General features: G+C 41.5%; 13 protein-coding genes, 2 tRNA genes, 3 rRNA genes and 1 pseudogene. 13 read left to right on the top strand and 6 right to left on the bottom strand.

Features of this window, described 5'->3' with window-relative positions; translation table 11 throughout:
- Nucleotides 1–310: 310 nt before the first annotated feature.
- The 3 genes and pseudogenes from PREBIDRAFT_RS04060 to PREBIDRAFT_RS04055 all read right to left on the bottom strand — a co-directional run.
- Nucleotides 311–631: pseudogene (locus PREBIDRAFT_RS04060) on the bottom strand (transposase); the annotation flags it as partial.
- A 169-nt stretch (nt 632–800) separates the two neighbouring features.
- Nucleotides 801–977 (bottom strand): hypothetical protein, encoded by a 177-nt coding sequence (locus tag PREBIDRAFT_RS11400; RefSeq protein ID WP_004339289.1) that lies wholly within the window; start codon nt 975–977, stop codon nt 801–803.
- 65 nt (nt 978–1,042) lie between these two features.
- On the bottom strand, nt 1,043–2,059 hold the full coding sequence (locus PREBIDRAFT_RS04055; RefSeq protein ID WP_004337278.1) for a branched-chain amino acid aminotransferase: 1,017 nt from the start codon (nt 2,057–2,059) through the stop codon (nt 1,043–1,045).
- Nucleotides 2,060–2,912: 853 nt separating this feature from the next.
- On the opposite strand from PREBIDRAFT_RS04055, the gene PREBIDRAFT_RS04050 reads away from it, so the two are divergent.
- From PREBIDRAFT_RS04050 to rrf, 5 genes are all read left to right on the top strand, one after another.
- Nucleotides 2,913–4,443: ribosomal RNA gene (locus PREBIDRAFT_RS04050) — 16S ribosomal RNA — on the top strand.
- A gap of 201 nt (nt 4,444–4,644) precedes the next feature.
- Nucleotides 4,645–4,718, top strand: a tRNA-Ile gene (locus PREBIDRAFT_RS04045).
- Nucleotides 4,719–4,829: 111 nt separating this feature from the next.
- Nucleotides 4,830–4,903, top strand: a tRNA-Ala gene (locus PREBIDRAFT_RS04040).
- Nucleotides 4,904–5,130: 227 nt separating this feature from the next.
- Nucleotides 5,131–8,039, top strand: a 23S ribosomal RNA gene (locus PREBIDRAFT_RS04035).
- A 120-nt stretch (nt 8,040–8,159) separates the two neighbouring features.
- Nucleotides 8,160–8,272: ribosomal RNA gene (gene rrf, locus PREBIDRAFT_RS04030) — 5S ribosomal RNA — on the top strand.
- Together the 16S, 23S and 5S rRNA genes with 2 tRNA genes alongside form the textbook arrangement of a ribosomal RNA operon.
- Nucleotides 8,273–8,442: 170 nt before the next feature.
- Here rrf and PREBIDRAFT_RS04025 read toward each other — a convergent pair.
- Entirely contained in the window at nt 8,443–8,883 is a 441-nt protein-coding gene (locus tag PREBIDRAFT_RS04025) for a transposase (RefSeq protein WP_004338603.1), read from the bottom strand.
- Nucleotides 8,884–9,119: 236 nt separating this feature from the next.
- On the opposite strand from PREBIDRAFT_RS04025, the gene PREBIDRAFT_RS04020 reads away from it, so the two are divergent.
- From PREBIDRAFT_RS04020 to PREBIDRAFT_RS03985, 8 genes are all read left to right on the top strand, one after another.
- Nucleotides 9,120–9,638 (top strand): YceD family protein, encoded by a 519-nt coding sequence (locus PREBIDRAFT_RS04020; RefSeq protein WP_004338605.1) that lies wholly within the window; start codon nt 9,120–9,122, stop codon nt 9,636–9,638.
- 24 nt (nt 9,639–9,662) lie between these two features.
- Nucleotides 9,663–9,848: a 50S ribosomal protein L32 gene (rpmF, locus tag PREBIDRAFT_RS04015; RefSeq protein ID WP_004338606.1), complete on the top strand. Its 186-nt coding sequence runs from the start codon at nt 9,663–9,665 to the stop codon at nt 9,846–9,848.
- Nucleotides 9,849–9,850: 2 nt separating this feature from the next.
- The gene (locus PREBIDRAFT_RS04010; protein ID WP_004338608.1) at nt 9,851–10,870 is read left to right on the top strand and encodes a beta-ketoacyl-ACP synthase III; all 1,020 of its coding nucleotides are present in this window, start codon (nt 9,851–9,853) and stop codon (nt 10,868–10,870) included.
- 115 nt (nt 10,871–10,985) lie between these two features.
- Nucleotides 10,986–11,867, top strand: a complete 882-nt coding sequence (gene era / locus PREBIDRAFT_RS04005) for a GTPase Era (RefSeq protein ID WP_004338610.1) — start codon at nt 10,986–10,988, stop codon at nt 11,865–11,867.
- 297 nt (nt 11,868–12,164) lie between these two features.
- Nucleotides 12,165–13,478, top strand: coding sequence for a ribosome biogenesis GTPase Der (gene der, locus PREBIDRAFT_RS04000; protein WP_004338612.1), 1,314 nt, complete (start codon nt 12,165–12,167; stop codon nt 13,476–13,478).
- Nucleotides 13,479–13,492: 14 nt separating this feature from the next.
- Entirely contained in the window at nt 13,493–13,909 is a 417-nt protein-coding gene (locus PREBIDRAFT_RS03995) for a hypothetical protein (protein WP_004338613.1), read from the top strand.
- Nucleotides 13,910–14,139: 230 nt separating this feature from the next.
- Nucleotides 14,140–15,183 carry an energy transducer TonB gene (locus tag PREBIDRAFT_RS10790; protein ID WP_162010940.1) on the top strand — a complete coding sequence of 348 codons (1,044 nt, stop codon included), beginning with the start codon at nt 14,140–14,142 and terminating at the stop codon, nt 15,181–15,183.
- A 20-nt stretch (nt 15,184–15,203) separates the two neighbouring features.
- Nucleotides 15,204–15,692, top strand: a complete 489-nt coding sequence (locus PREBIDRAFT_RS03985; protein WP_004338618.1) for a hypothetical protein — start codon at nt 15,204–15,206, stop codon at nt 15,690–15,692.
- 349 nt (nt 15,693–16,041) lie between these two features.
- Here PREBIDRAFT_RS03985 and PREBIDRAFT_RS03980 read toward each other — a convergent pair whose 3' ends face one another.
- Both PREBIDRAFT_RS03980 and PREBIDRAFT_RS03975 read right to left on the bottom strand, forming a co-directional pair.
- Complete coding sequence (locus tag PREBIDRAFT_RS03980) at nt 16,042–16,818, bottom strand: ABC transporter ATP-binding protein (protein ID WP_004338620.1); 777 nt, start codon at nt 16,816–16,818, stop codon at nt 16,042–16,044.
- Nucleotides 16,819–16,846: 28 nt separating this feature from the next.
- Complete coding sequence (locus PREBIDRAFT_RS03975; RefSeq protein ID WP_004338621.1) at nt 16,847–17,593, bottom strand: MlaE family ABC transporter permease; 747 nt, start codon at nt 17,591–17,593, stop codon at nt 16,847–16,849.
- Between the last annotated feature and the right edge of the window lie 107 nt (nt 17,594–17,700).

Below are 17,700 nucleotides of genomic sequence, written 5' to 3'. Positions count from 1 at the left end.
GTAAACTATATGGATATCCCCACTAAATTTCTACTGACCCAAAGATTTCTCGAAGACTCGAAATATATTCTTATAAGGTAGATAAGGATGTTTTAACGATAGGACATACGAGCTGTACTCTAACTGATGAAACGTTCTATATTGATGGAAAGCTGTTTGTTAAGAAATCAAAATAAGGATATATGTACTTGTTAAAATATAATTTAAATCATGTAGGAGGTTGCAGTTTACTTCCTACATAATTTTCTTATTTAGTCGTTCCTTAAAAACTATATTTTAGCGTGGATTTTGTAAAAGCGAACTTCACGCTAACTTTTTCTGATACATCGCACGGCTCTTTGGGAGTAAATTCTAATTGCCCACAAAAGTATTGGTAGTAAGCATTCTCACTCCACTGTAGAACAACACTTTCATCTGATACATTATGCAAATGTTTTAAGATCAAAAGACCACACATTAAGCGAATAGGATGGTTAGGACGACCGTTTGTACTACAATACAAAGGCGAAAAGGCATCATCAAAAGTCTGCCAATTAATCTTATGACTAAGTTGGAAAAGAGGATGTTTATGATTAAGCATATCCTCCAAAGAAGAGAATAAAGAGAGCTGTTTAGATGTACGTTTAAATATAAATATCTGCAAGATTTATACAGTAAAGATAAGAAATATTGCAGATATAAGTAAATAATTTACTATATAATTTGCTGTAAATCAAATATATAAGTAGTTTTTAAGCCATAACTAATTATTCTCGTCATCTACTCCATAATCATATTGAAAGAAATCGGTTGTGCCTCTGTCATAATAGTTTTGGGGGCGCAGAAAGATCATCTTCTTCGTTATTTATCTGTTCTTGCTTTTCTATTTCGTCATTAAAACTCTGCTCTTTTCCTTTTTGTTCAGCAGCTTTTTGGATATTTTTAAGGGAATTCCATTGAGAAATAAAAGTAAGTAGTATTTTAGTGGGTAATGGCATTGTTAAAACTTAAAAAACTTTCACCTCCTACTTCTTTTAAAAGTGAGGTAGGAGGGAAAATGTTGTTATTCAATTACGACCCTTGTCCAGCTGTGCTTATCCTCTACAGTACCGTATTGGATGCCACGAAGGGTTTCGTATAGTTTGGTTGACCATGGTCCCGGTTTTTCTCCAAAATTATAAACCTTACCCGTCTCAAGATCGTCAAGATGAGAGATAGGAGAGATAACAGCTGCTGTACCGCATGCACCTGCCTCTTCAAAAGTCTCTAGTTCTTCTTCTGGGATAGGACGACGCTCTACTTTCATACCAAGATCCTCTGCAATTTGCATCAAGCTCTTGTTAGTGATAGAAGGAAGAATTGATGATGACTTAGGAGTTACATAAGTATTTTCTTTGATGCCAAAGAAGTTGGCTGCGCCACACTCGTCAACATATTTCTTTTCCTTAGAGTCTAGGTAGAACTCGGAAGCATAACCTTTCTCGTGAGCTAATTGGTTAGCCTTCAAAGAAGCCGCATAGTTGCCACCTACTTTGTAAATACCTGTACCAAGAGGAGCTGCACGGTCGAAGTCGCGCATAATAACATAAGGATTAGAAGAGAAACCTCCCTTGAAATAAGGACCAACAGGTGTTGCAAAAATCATAAATAAATACTCTGATGAAGGCTTAACACCAACGTTAGCACCTGTGCCAATGAGCAATGGACGAAGATAAAGAGTAGCACCACTCTCATAGGTTGGGATATATTCTTGGTTGAGTCTAACAACTTTTTCCGCCATTTCAACAAAAAGCTCTGTAGGAACTTCTGGCATAACAATACCACGGCAAGTGCTTTGCAAGCGAGCAGCATTTTCTTCTACACGGAATAAGCGAACTTTTCCATCAGGGCAGCGATAAGCTTTTAGCCCTTCAAAAGCCTCCTGACCATAATGCAAGCATGTAGCTGCCATATGTAGCTTTAAATACTCGTCTGAACTTACTTCAATTTCACCCCATTTGCCATCGCGATAGTAGCATCGAACATTGTAATCGGTTGGTAGATAACCAAATGACAAACTAGCCCAATCTAAATTTTTCATAAGATATAGTTTTTAATACGTTTTAAATGTTTAGGGACAAAAGTAGAAAAAAGATTCGATATTTGCTAATGTTTTATGAATATTATTTTTTGTCTTTTGCTTTTTTTACCTCATGAGTACTTCTTTAAAAGGAATGTAATTCTGCATTTATAAGAATCATTAAATGATATATAGAACTAATACTTGAAATTATTTTACTGCTAATAGCTAGGTACTGTTTTTGTTTCCAAAACATCATCTTTTACTCGTCAAAAGGTGATCTTTTATGGTGCAAAAGGCTATCTTTTACAGCGTAAAAGGTTATCTTTTCTTTTTACCTTTTTAAGTATTTGATTATCAGTGTATTTTTACTTCTATTTTTTGGGGTATCTGTAGGAGTTTGTTTAAGAATTTATTTATACAATTTGCAATATGGCTTCCTGCTCTTTTTAGTATATTATCATTACTTAGTGCTAGCTTTTGTGGTAATCATATTCTATATATATTATAATGTGTATTTCCTCTTTTCTTCTATTTTGAGGTAGAAAATCAACTTTTTTCTCACTTTTTTCTTATTAAAGTTTGGTGTTTTGTTCTAAACTCTATACCTTTGCACTCGCTTTTACGAAATGAGTCATTCACAATTCGTTTAGGCACAACAAGAAAGAGTTCTTTGAAAAGATTTACATAACAGACAAAGTAGTACAAGAAGCAATAGTGCATATTTTTTATGTACATTGGTAAAAAACAAACCGTTGATTTATTTAACAAGGGTGCTTTTAAACTTGATACTTTAGAATTTAGGATACATTCGAGCTATAGATACAAACGTTATCACTATTTTTTTTAGTGATATACATTATAATGATATTTTACAATGGAGAGTTTGATCCTGGCTCAGGATGAACGCTAGCTATAGGCTTAACACATGCAAGTCGAGGGGCAGCGAATAGATAGCTTGCTATTTATGTCGGCGACCGGCGCACGGGTGAGTAACGCGTATCCAACCTACCCATAACTAAGGGATAACCCAGCGAAAGTTGGACTAATACCTTATGTATTCGTTTGATCTCATGAGATTACGAATAAAGATTTATCGGTTATGGATGGGGATGCGTCTGATTAGCTTGTTGGCGGGGTAACGGCCCACCAAGGCAACGATCAGTAGGGGTTCTGAGAGGAAGGTCCCCCACATTGGAACTGAGACACGGTCCAAACTCCTACGGGAGGCAGCAGTGAGGAATATTGGTCAATGGACGCAAGTCTGAACCAGCCAAGTAGCGTGCAGGATGACGGCCCTATGGGTTGTAAACTGCTTTTATATGGGGATAAAGTGGGGAACGTGTTCCCTTTTGCAGGTACCATATGAATAAGGACTGGCTAATTCCGTGCCAGCAGCCGCGGTAATACGGAAGGTTCGGGCGTTATCCGGATTTATTGGGTTTAAAGGGAGCGTAGGCCGTTTGGTAAGCGTGTTGTGAAATGTAGGAGCTCAACTTCTAGATTGCAGCGCGAACTGTCAGACTTGAGTGCGCACAACGTAGGCGGAATTCATGGTGTAGCGGTGAAATGCTTAGATATCATGAAGAACTCCGATTGCGAAGGCAGCTTACGGGAGCGCAACTGACGCTGAAGCTCGAAGGTGCGGGTATCGAACAGGATTAGATACCCTGGTAGTCCGCACAGTAAACGATGGATGCCCGCTGTTAGCACCTAGTGTTAGCGGCTAAGCGAAAGCATTAAGCATCCCACCTGGGGGAGTACGCCGGCAACGGTGAAACTCAAAGGAATTGACGGGGGGCCCGCACAAGCGGAGGAACATGTGGTTTAATTCGATGATACGCGAGGAACCTTACCCGGGCTTGAATTGCAGATGAACGATTTAGAGATAATGAGGTCTTTCGGGACATCTGTGAAGGTGCTGCATGGTTGTCGTCAGCTCGTGCCGTGAGGTGTCGGCTTAAGTGCCATAACGAGCGCAACCCCTTTCTTTAGTTGCCATCAGGTTCTGCTGGGCACTCTGGAGATACTGCCACCGTAAGGTGTGAGGAAGGTGGGGATGACGTCAAATCAGCACGGCCCTTACGTCCGGGGCTACACACGTGTTACAATGGGTGGTACAGATAGTTGGTCGTGTGCAAATACGATCTAATCCTTAAAACCATTCTCAGTTCGGACTGGGGTCTGCAACCCGACCCCACGAAGCTGGATTCGCTAGTAATCGCGCATCAGCCATGGCGCGGTGAATACGTTCCCGGGCCTTGTACACACCGCCCGTCAAGCCATGAAAGCCGGGGGTGCCTGAAGTTCGTGACCGTAAGGATCGACCTAGGGCAAAACTGGTAATTGGGGCTAAGTCGTAACAAGGTAGCCGTACCGGAAGGTGCGGCTGGAACACCTCCTTTCTGGAGCAGGATGTAAAACCTTGCTAAAGTAGCCAAACATTTGGCAACAAGATTAAAGTAACCGATATATTTTTATCAATATATTATTGTTATCAATATAAATTGGTTTGTTTTCTTCTTGTACTGCGAGTAATCTGTATTATATACTTTATTTCAGCGTATAAGGAAGCTAGGCAAGAGCCGCATGGCTTTTTCCAACTCAGTCCTATAGCTCAGTTGGTTAGAGCGCCACACTGATAATGTGGAGGTCGGCAGTTCAAGTCTGCCTGGGACTACTTCTTAACTCGTAGAAGTGTGTGTGTTGTTCTCATTCTAGTATTGAGGATTTAATATCACCTTAAACGAACAAATAACGATACTCTGTATAAAGTAAATATAAACCCCTTGGGGGATTAGCTCAGCTGGCTAGAGCACCTGCCTTGCACGCAGGGGGTCAACGGTTCGAATCCGTTATTCTCCACATTAGACTATAAAATCTCTATTTTTTATAGAGTAGTCTTTACGATCTTTGACATATTGGAACAATGAATAAACTGTAAGTATGAACTGTTTTTTTATAATATTATTATAATAAATAGTTTCTAAGAAAAGAATTCCATTTCTTTTAATAGAAATCACACAACAGCTGAAAGTATGAGCTACATACTCTTTTTGCGGTATTAATTTACTGTCAATTAGAGTCGAGCGAAGAAAGTAAGAAAGGGCGCATGGCGGATGCCTTGGCTCATGGAGGCGATGAAGGACGTGATAAGCTGCGATAAGCTTCGGGTAGATGCAAATAATCTTTGATCCGAAGATTTCCGAATGGGACAACCTAGCGTGTTGAAGACACGTTACTCTTGCAATGTAAGAGAGCTAACGCAGGGAACTGAAACATCTTAGTACCTGTAGGAAGAGAAAATAATTTAATGATTTCCCTAGTAGTGGCGAGCGAACGGGAAGTAGCCCAAACCTATGACGTAGCAATGCGCCATAGGGGTTGTAGGACCACGACATTGTATTAAGTCAATCGAGAAGAATATTCTGGAAAGAATAACCATAGAAGGTGATAGTCCTGTACTCGAAGTGCGACTTAGCATAGTGGTATCCTGAGTACCGCGGAACACGTGTAATTCTGCGCGAATCAGCCGGGCCCATCCGGTAAGGCTAAATACTCCCATGAGACCGATAGTGAACGAGTACTGTGAAGGAAAGGTGAAAAGCACTCCGCGAGGAGAGTGAAATAGTTCCTGAAACCATGCGCCTACAAGCGGTCGGAGCAAAGTAATTTGTGACGGCGTGCCTTTTGCATAATGAACCTACGAGTTACCATGTCTGGCAAGGATAAGTGATTCAGTCACGCATCCATAGTGAAAGCGAGCCTGAACAGGGCGTTATAGTCAGATGGGGTAGACGCGAAACCAAGTGATCTACACTTACCCAGGTTGAAGTTCGGGTAACACCGAATGGAGGACCGCACCAATAAGCGTTGAAAAGCTTCTGGATGAGGTGAGTGTAGGAGTGAAAGGCCAATCAAACTTGGAGATAGCTCGTACTCCCCGAAAGGCATTTAGGTGCCGCGTGCTACGATCAGCATAAGAGGTAGAGCGACCGATAGGTCAAGAGGGCTTCACCGCCTATTGCGACCTGACGAACTCCGAATGCTTATGTTTTGCAGTAGTGCAGTAAGGGGGCGGGTGCTAAGGTCCGTCCCCGAGAGGAGAAGAATCCAGACCGTCATCTAAGGTCCCGAAATTCTGTCTAAGTTAGTCTAACGAAGTGTGGTCCCCGTGACAGCTAGGATGTTGGCTTGGAAGCAGCCATTCATTCAAAGAGTGCGTAACAGCTCACTAGTCGAGGGTCCGTGCATGGATAATAATCGGGTATTAAGTCAGATACCGAAGGTGCGGGATAGTATTGTATATAAAAAGTATCGGTAGGGGAGCATTCCATCGGCGCAGAATATAGACCGTAAGGTTTGTTGGAGCTTATGGAAAAGCAAATGTAGGTATAAGTAACGATAAAAAGGGTTAGATTCCCTTTCGCCGAAAGACCGAGGTTTCCCGGGCGATGCCAATCAGCCCGGGGTTAGTCGAGTCCTAAGTCTCATCCGAACGGAGCAGGCGATGGCAGATGAGGTTAATATTCCTCAACTTGCTTATATAGTGAAGTGGAGACGGAGCAGTGACACTGTCGCGTCCTGACGGACATGGACGTTTAATATTTTAGGCATTGATAGGTGCAGGCAAATCCACACCTTGAGCTGAGAATAGAAAGTACAACATTCTCCTCGGAGAAAGTTGATAGTACAGGTAATCATACTCCCGAGAAAATCCGCTAGCGTTAATATTTAAGCAACTCGTACCGCAAACGGACACACGTGGTCGGGTAGAATATACTAAGGCGTTGAGAGATTCATGGTTAAGGAACTAGGCAAATTGACCCTGTAACTTCGGGATAAAGGGTCCTCGTATTTAGCTATACGAGGCGCAGAGAATAGGTCCAGGCAACTGTTTAACAAAAACACAGGGCTGTGCTAACTCGAAAGATGATGTATACAGCCTGACACCTGCCCGGTGCTGGAAGGTTAAGAGGAGAGCTTAGATGTAAATCGACGGTTTGAATTGAAGCCCCAGTAAACGGCGGCCGTAACTATAACGGTCCTAAGGTAGCGAAATTCCTTGTCGGGTAAGTTCCGACCTGCACGAATGGTGTAATGATCTGGACGCTGTCTCAACCATGATCTCAGTGAAATTGTAGTATCGGTGAAGATGCCGATTACCCGCGATGGGACGAAAAGACCCCGTGAACCTTTACTACAGCTTAGCATTGACCTTGGTCATCCGATGTGTAGGATAGGCCGGAGGCTTTGAAGCGGGCGCGCCAGCGTTTGTGGAGCCATCCTTGAAATACGGCCCTTTGGCTGTCTGAGGTCTAACGCGCTTTATGTGCGGACATTGTTTGGTGGGTAGTTTGACTGGGGTGGTCGCCTCCAAAAGCGTAACGGAGGCTTCCAAAGGTACCCTCAGGTCGATTGGTAACCGACCTCATGGAGTGTAATGGCATAAGGGTGCTTGACTGGGAGGCAGACATGCCGAGCAGGTAGGAAACTAGGGCATAGTGATCCGGCGGATGTGTATGGAAACTCCGTCGCTCAAAGGATAAAAGGTACTCCGGGGATAACAGGCTGATCCCCCCCAAGAGCTCATATCGACGGGGTGGTTTGGCACCTCGATGTCGGCTCGTCACATCCTGGGGCTGGAGAAGGTCCCAAGGGTTGGGCTGTTCGCCCATTAAAGTGGCACGCGAGCTGGGTTCAGAACGTCGTGAGACAGTTCGGTCTCTATCTATCGTGGGCGTTGGAGTTTTGAGTGGTGCTGACACTAGTACGAGAGGACCGTGTTGGACAGACCTCCGGTTTACCAGTTGTGCCGCCAGGTGCACTGCTGGGTATCTGAGTCTGGTATGGATAAGCGCTGAAAGCATCTAAGTGCGAAGCCTTCCGCGAGATGAGAACTCCTCATAAGGGTCGTCATAGACGATGACGTTGATAGGGTGTAGGTGTACAGACGGTGACGTCAAAGCCGAGCACTACTAATTGCCCGAAACTTTCTTCGGTGCTTTCTAGGGTAATATTCCCTAGTGGCACAGTGGTTCATTCTTTGAGCTGTTGATTTCTAGGACAGTAGATAGTATTCTACTCTTATAGTTTATTAGTTACAATATGTCACCGTTATTTAGGTGGTTATTGCGACGGGGTTCCACCTCTTCCCATTCCGAACAGAGAAGTTAAGCCCGTTTGCGCCGATGGTACTGCAATGCAATGTGGGAGAGTAGGAGGCTGCCTTTTTTTATAGCAAGTAGAAGTCCTGATTACTGAAAAGTAATCAGGACTTTTTTTTGTGTGTTGTCTGCTTATACTTTTATGATTTAATTTTATTTATTGCTGTCCGATAAAACTTTATATTTCTCATAACTCATACTTCAGCCCCTTATTTTATGGTGTTGAAGCATGTTTTTTTAATTCCAAGCCCCATTCCCTGAATAACGGCATCGGTGGTGGATTCGAAGTAGCCTCTTCAACACATAACAGAGCAGTAAGTTGGCTATCAAGGTAATCCAAATTTGTATCTTGATGGCATTCTCGCTCTCTCCATAGAAGTAGCGAAGCGGGAAATTCTGCTTTAATTGCTTGAAAAGTAACTCTATTTCCCACCTTTTACGATAAATCAAGATAATGTCGTTAGGATCTAACTCCATATCATTCGTAAGAAGCGATATTTGCTTAGGCGCTTTCTTAGTTGTATTAACGAAAGTAATGATTCTTGCCTGATGTACAATGTCAGTGTCTCCTTTCTGCTTTTTTGTAAGCGTCACGACCAGTATCCTCACTTCCATCAGTCCGTCAGGCGTTTGATACATAGTGTCACTGATGATTTTGTATTTTAAGTTACTCTTCATCTTAGTGACATACTAAAAAGGGCTGATTCCTAATGAAGGAGTCAGCCCTAAATTTATAGGGTATCAAAAAGTTTTATCAGACAGCAATAGTTATGTATAAGTATGTAGTTGGCAATAAGCTAGTGTATAAAACCGTTTTATTATCCTATAACTCTGTTAATATAAGGTGTTTATTAGTTTTTTTATACTTATCTTCTTCATAATCACAAAAATATTCGTAACTTTGCAACCCGATTATGGACTTACAAGACCTTAAAATCGATTTAAAGGGTTTGAAAGATGGACTAAATAGGGTATCTTTCGATCTTGATGACACTTACTTTACTGCGATTGAGGCGGATGAGGTGAGTGGTGGTTGTGTTCACGTGAAGCTTGATATAACACGTGTACAAGACGAATTCTTTTCGTTAGAAGTTCATGAGACAGGTACTATCGTAGTTCCTTGCGATGTTTGTCTTGATCCGATGGATCAGTCGATCGAGGTGCATGAATACCTTGAAGTTAAACTTGGAAAAGAAAGCTCAGAAGAGGACGACCTTGTTACGGTGGCCGAGGACGAAGGAATACTCGATGTAGCATGGTACCTCTACGAATTTATAGTTCTCAATATTCCTATCAGGCATGTGCATGCACCTGGAAAATGCAACCCTGCAATGATACGAACTCTTGAAGAGTACTCTGCCGTCCGAAGCGGTGAGGAAGATGAGAAGCCTATGGATCCGCGCTGGGAAGCTCTATTAAAATTAAAGAAATAAGAATATATTAAAATTTAAAAAATTATGGCACATCCTAAAAGAAGACAGTCAAAGACTCGTACCCTTAAAAGAAGAACTCATGATAAGGCAGTAGCACCTACATTGGCAGTATGCCCTAACTGTAGTGGTTATTATGTATATCACACAGTATGTCCTACATGTGGTTACTATCGTGGTAAGGTTGCTGTCGTAAAGGAAACAGCTGAATAAGCATGGAGAAAATCAATGCGATCATAACAGGAGTTGCTGGTTACGTTCCTGACTATGTTCTCAATAATGAAGAATTGTCAAGAATGGTTGATACTAGCGACGAGTGGATAACTACTCGTACAGGTATCTCAGAACGCCGCATTCTTACCGAAGAGGGGCTTGGTACTTCTTATATGGCTCGCAAGGCAGCAAAACTCTTGATCAAGAAGACAGGAGTGGATCCTGATACTATTGATGGAATTATTGTTGCAACAACAACTCCTGATTATATTCACCCATCTACAGCCTCAATTGTACTAGGTAAGCTAGGTTTGAAGAATGCATACGCATTCGACTTCTCTGCTGCTTGTTGCGGATTTATGTATGCTTTAGATGTTGCGTGTAGTATGATTCAGAGTAGTCGTTATAAACGTATTATCGTAATTGGTGCCGATAAAATGTCATCAATAACCGACTATGCAGATCGTCAAACTTGCGCTTTGTTCGGTGATGGTGCAGGTGCTGTTATGGTAGAAGGCACAACTGAAGAAGGTGTTGGTTTTGTCGATTCGTATAATCGCACCGATGGTAAGGGGCTTCCATTTCTGCATATTAAAGCTGGTGGTTCAGTAAGCCCAGCTTCTCAGTTCACAGTTGATCATCGTTTACATTACACTTATCAGGAAGGTCGTACGGTATTCCGTTATGCTGTAACTGCAATGGGTGATGATTGCGCAACCTTGCTTGAGCGCAACAAAATGACTACTGATGATGTTGATTTCGTTGTATGCCATCAAGCCAACCTTCGCATCATCGAGGCTGTAGCTAAGCGCATAGGTATTCCGATGGAAAAGGTACTTGTAAACATCCAACGTTATGGTAACACAAGTGCAGCTTGTATGCCATTAGTGCTTTGGGACTTTGAGTCGCAGTTGAAGAAAGGCGACAACATTGTCTTTACTGCGTTTGGTGCAGGTTTCGTAAATGGGGCATCACTATTTAAGTGGGCATACGATGGTGCAACCGAAGCTGTTAAGAAGTAGAACTATTTATAGTTTAATAATATTGACTTATAAACGCATCTTTCTTAAATTCTAAGACAGATGCGTTTTAAGTATATAGCAGAAGTATTTTCTTTTATTAAGTAACACTATTAGTATGCATAAAGCAGGTTTTGTAAATATCGTTGGTAATCCTAATGTAGGTAAGAGTACGCTCATGAACCAGTTGGTGGGCGAGAAGCTTAGCATTGCTACCTTTAAAGCTCAAACTACTCGTCATCGTATTATGGGTATAGTGAATACCGATGATGCGCAGATTGTTTTCTCCGATACCCCCGGTGTGTTGAAACCGAATTATAAGATGCAGGAGATGATGTTGCAATTCTCAGAGTCGGCACTAGCAGATGCTGATGTTCTGCTCTATGTTACTGATGTAGTGGAAAAACCTGAGAAGAATATGGATTTCTTAGAGAAAGTGGCTAAGATGCAAATCCCTGTCATTTTACTCATCAACAAGATAGACGAAAGTGAGCAGCAGAAGCTTGGTGAACTCGTTGAGAAGTGGCATTCTTTATTGCCCAATGCAGAAATTCTGCCCATCTCGGCACAAAACAAGTTTGGCATTGATATTCTTTTAAAGCGCATTTATGAGCTATTACCAGAGAGTCCTGCCTTTTTCGATAAGGATCAGTTGACGGATAAGCCTGCTAAATTCTTCGTATCAGAGATTATTCGTGAGAAGATCCTTCGCTATTATGACAAAGAAATACCTTACGCTGTAGAGGTCGTGGTAGAGCGTTTCAAAGAAGATGATAAGCAAATACATATCAATGCTGTTATCTATGTAGAGCGTAGTAGCCAGAAAGGCATTATTATTGGACATCAGGGGCAAGCTCTCAAGAAGGTTTCTACCGAAGCTCGCAAAAGTCTTGAACGTTTCTTCGATAAGAAGATCTTCCTAGAAACCTTTGTAAAGGTGGATAAAGACTGGCGCAATTCGCAAAAAGAATTGAATAATTTTGGGTATAACCCAGAGTAATTAAGAATTGAGAGTTTTAGTCCTTTGCAGAAAGATAAAAGGTGAAGGGGAAAAAGAGATCTATAAGGAATATAAAGGAATTTAAGACGAACAACTCAACTTCTCCATCGCAATTATCAATATGCAAACTTCTCAATACTCAACTCTCAATTAACAACGGCTCTAACTAGCACGTAGGGCTAACTCTCGCAGAGTGCGAGGGCTGAGGAATGGTCTCCTCGGCAATATTATTTAAGGTGCGTGACCTCACCTTAGCCGCTTTCCGTAATGGAGAGAGGAATAAGACCCATTTAGTAAATGGCAAATTTAGTAGCAATTGTTGGTCGCCCTAACGTAGGCAAATCAACACTTTTCAACAGATTAACAAAGACTCGTCATGCTATTGTTAGTGACGTAGCAGGTACAACACGCGACCGCCAATATGGCAAATGTACATGGAATGGTCGTGAATTTTCTGTCGTCGATACAGGTGGCTGGGTAGTAAAATCGGACGATATTTTTGAAGATGCTATCCGTCAGCAGGTGCTTGTAGCTACCGAAGAGGCAGACCTTGTGCTCTTTGTTGTGGATACAGAGACAGGTGTTACCGACTGGGATGAGGATGTAGCGCTTATTCTTCGTCGTACCAAGTTACCCGTTTTGTTGGTAGCTAATAAGGTGGATAATAGTGGTGAATACTATACTTCCGCAGAATTTTATAAGCTCGGTTTGGGCGATCCTATTTGTATCAGTGCTCAAACAGGTGGAGGAACAGGCGATTTGCTCGATATTCTACTAGAGAAAATGCCTGATACACCCGAGGAAGGACTAGAAGAAGATATTCCACGCTTTGCCGTAGTAGGTCGTCCTAACGCAGGTAAATCAAGCCTTATCAATGCTTTTATTGGTGAAGATCGCAATATCGTAACAGAGATTGCTGGTACTACACGCGACAGTATTTACACCCGATACAACAAGTTTGGTTTCGATTTCTATCTCGTTGATACCGCAGGTATTCGTCGTAAAAACAAGGTAAGTGAGGACTTAGAGTTCTATTCTGTGATGCGTTCTATCCGCAGCATTGAAAATTCGGATGTATGTATCCTTATGATTGATGCCACTCGTGGTATCGAAGCACAGGATATGAATATTTTTCAACTCATACAACGTAACAATAAGAGTTTGGTAGTAGTAGTAAACAAGTGGGATCTTGTGCCAGATAAGGATCAAAAGGTGATAGATACCTTTACCAATGCCATTCGCAATCGTATGGCGCCATTTGTCGATTTCCCTATCATTTTTGCATCAGCACTTACCAAGCAGCGTATCTTTAAGGTGCTGGAAACGGCTAAAGAGGTATATCAAAACCGAAAGGCGCATATTGGTACTAACAAGCTTAACGAGGTGATGCTTCCTATTATAGAAGCTACTCCACCACAGTCGGTAAAGGGTAAATATATCAAGATTAAATACTGTTCTCAACTTCCTAACACACAAATCCCCTCCTTTGTGTTTTATGCCAACTTGCCACAGTATATCAAGGAGCAGTATCGCCGCTTCTTGGAAAACCAAATTCGTGCCCATTGGAATCTACATGGTAGTCCAATCAACATCTTTATCCGACAGAAATAAGGAGGACAGAGCGTATGTTGCAGCAACATAAATGGCAATATTTAGCAGCAATTGCCCTCACGGCATTGTTTATGGCGTGTGGATCGAAGAAAGGCGAAGAAGCGAAAGATGGGTTCTTTGCCGCCAAAGCTGCTAAAGCGTATTACGAACAGTTGGTGAAAGGAAAGTTTGATGCGTTTATCAACGGTGAAGTTCGCTCGCAGCGTTTGCCACAGACTTATAAAGATCAGTTGGCTATCAATTTGCAGAAGTTCACAGAGGCACGCACAAAAGATCATGCCAAGGTCGACTCTATAACCATTGTCAACGCCACGTTCTCGGTCAAAGATAGTACCGCACGTGCTTATCTTATGTTGCATTATGCCGATACTACTCAAGAACAAATCGTTGTTCCGATGGAGAAATATCATGGTAAATGGTTGATGCGGTAAATACAGATACATTACTATATAAAATCCCATAATAGCAAGATTTTTTGTTGTTATGGGATTTTTTAGTGTCTTTACGTTTCTTATGATGTTAAATTTTAGTATTTTAGCACCAATTATCTGTTATTCCGCTTATGAAGAAACTATATCTACTTCTATTATTTACATTTTGCTTTAGCCTTATTAGGGCATACATTTATCGTGTCCCCGATAAGATATTTTTGCAAGGAAAGATGTATGAACTCAATGATCGTCCGCTTTATCATGATAGAGTAAATGTATCAGTCTTACGGAACTACCTTAACAAAAATATAAAACACGGTAATAGTTACGACGATGTTTGTTATTGGTCGGTAAAGGACAGTATGCTGGTGCTGGATAGTATTGTGGTGAGTGAAACAAACAATCGTCAAAAATCCTTATGGAAAGTTCCTAACCTTGAAGAACTTCTATTGGTCTATACGCACAATAATCGTATTGAAGCAACATGGCTAAACACTACGCTTTCTATCTTTGAGGGTGAGCCTGTTGAAATTTTAGGAGATGCCGTAAGGCACACGACAGACGAAATCTATATTTCTGTTATGGAAGGCAAGATCCTAGGTGTCAAAAAGCTGCATAACAAGCTTTATCATGGAATGTCGTTGAATGATATTCTCAAGCGAGATACTATTGAACGCGTCTTTCCTTTAGGTCTGTTTAAACAACTTGATGGGCATAAGTTTGGTTTTTCTGCTAGATTAGGCAGAATGCAAAGTGGTATGCTACAGGATATGCAAATCAGGTTTAGACAACTCGACAAGAAAGAAATAGATACGACTGTAATCAGAGAGGTCGAGGAGATGCTTCACAAAACTATGTTAGCTCAGTACCCTATGATGTCGGCATGGATTAATTCTACCCTACGGTATGTTGGCGGTTGTTGGAATGTAGCCGTAGATTATACGAAAAATCCATTTCAACCCATCTATACCGTATGTGAAACGATGCCTGAATTTCCTGGAGGCAATGGAGCGATGTTTAAGTTTATAGCCGAGCATTTACAATTCCCGCCTGAAGCTGCCGAGAGTAATATTCAAGGGCGTGTGATACTCAGTTTTGTCGTAGAGACAGACGGACGCATTTCCTGCATCGGTATTGAGCGATCGGTAGACCCTTGCTTGGATAGAGAGGCGATAAAAGTGTTGAAGCAGTTTCCTAAGTTTAGCCCTGCTATGAAAGTTGGGCAGTCCGTGCGTTGTCTCTATCGCCTTCCTATATCTTTTAGATTACTGTAAAAACAAAATTATAGAAAATTATGAAAGTAACACAGAAAAAGTCATTGTTGATACTAGCCATCTTTTCTAGTATGCTCCTCACTAGTTGTAAAGAGAACTACTCTAATGGAGAAAAAGTAGGCAACTTAATCGAATTTACACAGAAGGGAGTGTGGTGGGACTCATGGGAAGGGCGTTTGAATATGACACAAACAGGTATGAATACTAGTGGTGAGCCTTTTTCTTTCTCGTTCGATAACGATCGTGATAATCAGGATTCGCTTATCACATTAATGAAGGAAGCACAGGTAAAGGGTTGGAAAATAAAGTTGCGTTACCACGAAACATGGGGATTTAAAAACTTGTTCCAAAATCGTGGCGAAACCGATTACTTTATTGACGAAGTAACCGTGCTTGATAAAAACTTTGCTAATCCGCTCCGTAACAGCTTCGGAGGTGGAGGGCGACAAGGCAGAGTGGTCGATACCGTCTTTGTGGTGATAGACAAATCGCAGTTGAAGAAGAAGTAAAAGGCGGCACTAAAAGCGTATCTGCTGGCACTAATTTTCTGCCATAGCGCATGTGAGAATAAATGATTTTTTGCTGAGAAGTGATCCTTTTAATAGCAAAAGCTAGTTGCTTATATAGCAAAAGGTTGTTTATTATCTTGCAAAACGTGAGATTTTTAGTGCAAAAATAAATTATTTTTGCTCTATTTTTAATTTATTCTCCTACCAAAAATAAATTAAAAATACTTTTAAAAGCTCACCTTTTGTTGCCCGATAGGTTATCTCTTGCGCTCTGAAAGTTGCTCTTTCGTCAAGATAATAAGCGTTTTAATAAAAAAATAATGGTATTGTGTATGCTGTAACCTTGGGTTTAGCCGTTGTTTTCAGCTTCTTCCAGCTCGGCTTCTTTTACTTTTTTGAATAAATCGGAAGCAAAGACAAGACCGTTTAACTTCTTATTTTTGGCAGTCATAACACTTTCTTTGTCGCCTTGCCATTCGGCTCTACCATCTGCAATAAAGACAATGTTTTCTCCAATTCCCATTACAGAGTTCATGTCGTGGGTGTTGATAATGGTAGTTGTGTTTAGCTCGTGCGTAATATCAGTGAGCAGTTCGTCGATCACTAGCGAGGTCTTTGGGTCAAGACCAGAGTTTGGCTCGTCGCAGAAAAGGTATTTAGGCTTCATCACTATGGCACGCGCAATAGCCACACGCTTCTGCATACCCCCTGATATTTCGCCAGGGAATTTATCCTCTGCTCCCGTTAGGTTGACACGATCAAGACATTCCATTGCACGCTTCTGACGTTCACGCAAAGTCATGTTAGAGAACATATCTAGCGGAAAGCGCACATTCTCGAGTACTGTTTGCGAGTCGAAGAGGGCTGCACTTTGGAAGATCATACCCATTTCTCGGCGCATCTGTACTTGTAGCTTCTTCTTGAGGTTTACAAAGTTGCGTCCATCGTATAGCACTTCTCCACTTGTAGGGATCATCAGTCCCGTTACGCAGCGCATCAATACCGTTTTACCCGCACCACTCTGTCCGATGATAAGGTTGGTTTTGCCATCTTCAAACACCGTGCTGATATTCTTCAAAACTTCCTTATCGCCAAATGATTTATATAGATTTTTTACTTCAATCATAGTTGTATCTGTTAAAAAAGTGATGCGCCTAGCTAAGTATTTGTGTAAGGAAAACATCGCTAAAGAGCACTAGAACACTCGAGGTTACCACCGCATCAGTCGATGCTTTACCCACCTCTTGCGAACCACCTTTGACGGTATAGCCCATATAAGCAGCCACACTCGCTATGATAAAGGCAAAGAAGAGGCTCTTAATAATACTCATCCACATAAACCATTGGTTAAACTGATGTTGTACACCATCGGTTAAGTCGGAAGGCGAAATAATATGCCCAATATAAGCTGTAGCGTAAGCACCCAGCATACCTGTGGCAGCCGAGAAGATTACTAAGAAAGGCATAATAGTAACTAACCCAAGAATTTTAGGGAGAATAAGGTAGCTAGCCGAGTTGATACCCATAATTTCGAGAGCATCAATCTGTTGAGTTACACGCATGGTACCAAGTTCTGATGCTATGTTCGACCCCACCTTACCCGATAAAATCAAGCACATGATACTAGAAGAAAACTCCAATAACATAATCTCGCGGGTTACATAGCCCGATACCCAATGGGGCATCCAAGGACTTTGCACATTCAAGCGAATTTGAATACAAATAACAGCACCTATAAAAAAAGAGATCAATAGCACGATACCGATGGAGTCGACACCGAGTTGCGACATCTCTCTGATGTATGATTTCAGAAACATCCGAATACGTTCAGGACGACTAAAAGTGCGCCCCATAAGCATAAGATACTTACCAAAGCTAGTGAGCCAATTTACTATAAACATCTATTACAGTTTAATTATATTAGGTGCAAAAGTAGCTAAAATATACTATATACAAGCATAACAGATAGTTGAAGTTGCTGAAAATTTCCTTAAAAGCTCAATGATAA

It is taken from the genome of Prevotella bivia DSM 20514 (assembly GCF_000262545.1).
Taxonomy (GTDB): domain Bacteria; phylum Bacteroidota; class Bacteroidia; order Bacteroidales; family Bacteroidaceae; genus Prevotella; species Prevotella bivia.
The sequence above is the reverse complement of the archived record's forward strand: the minus strand, read 5'-3'. Positions and strand labels throughout refer to the sequence as shown.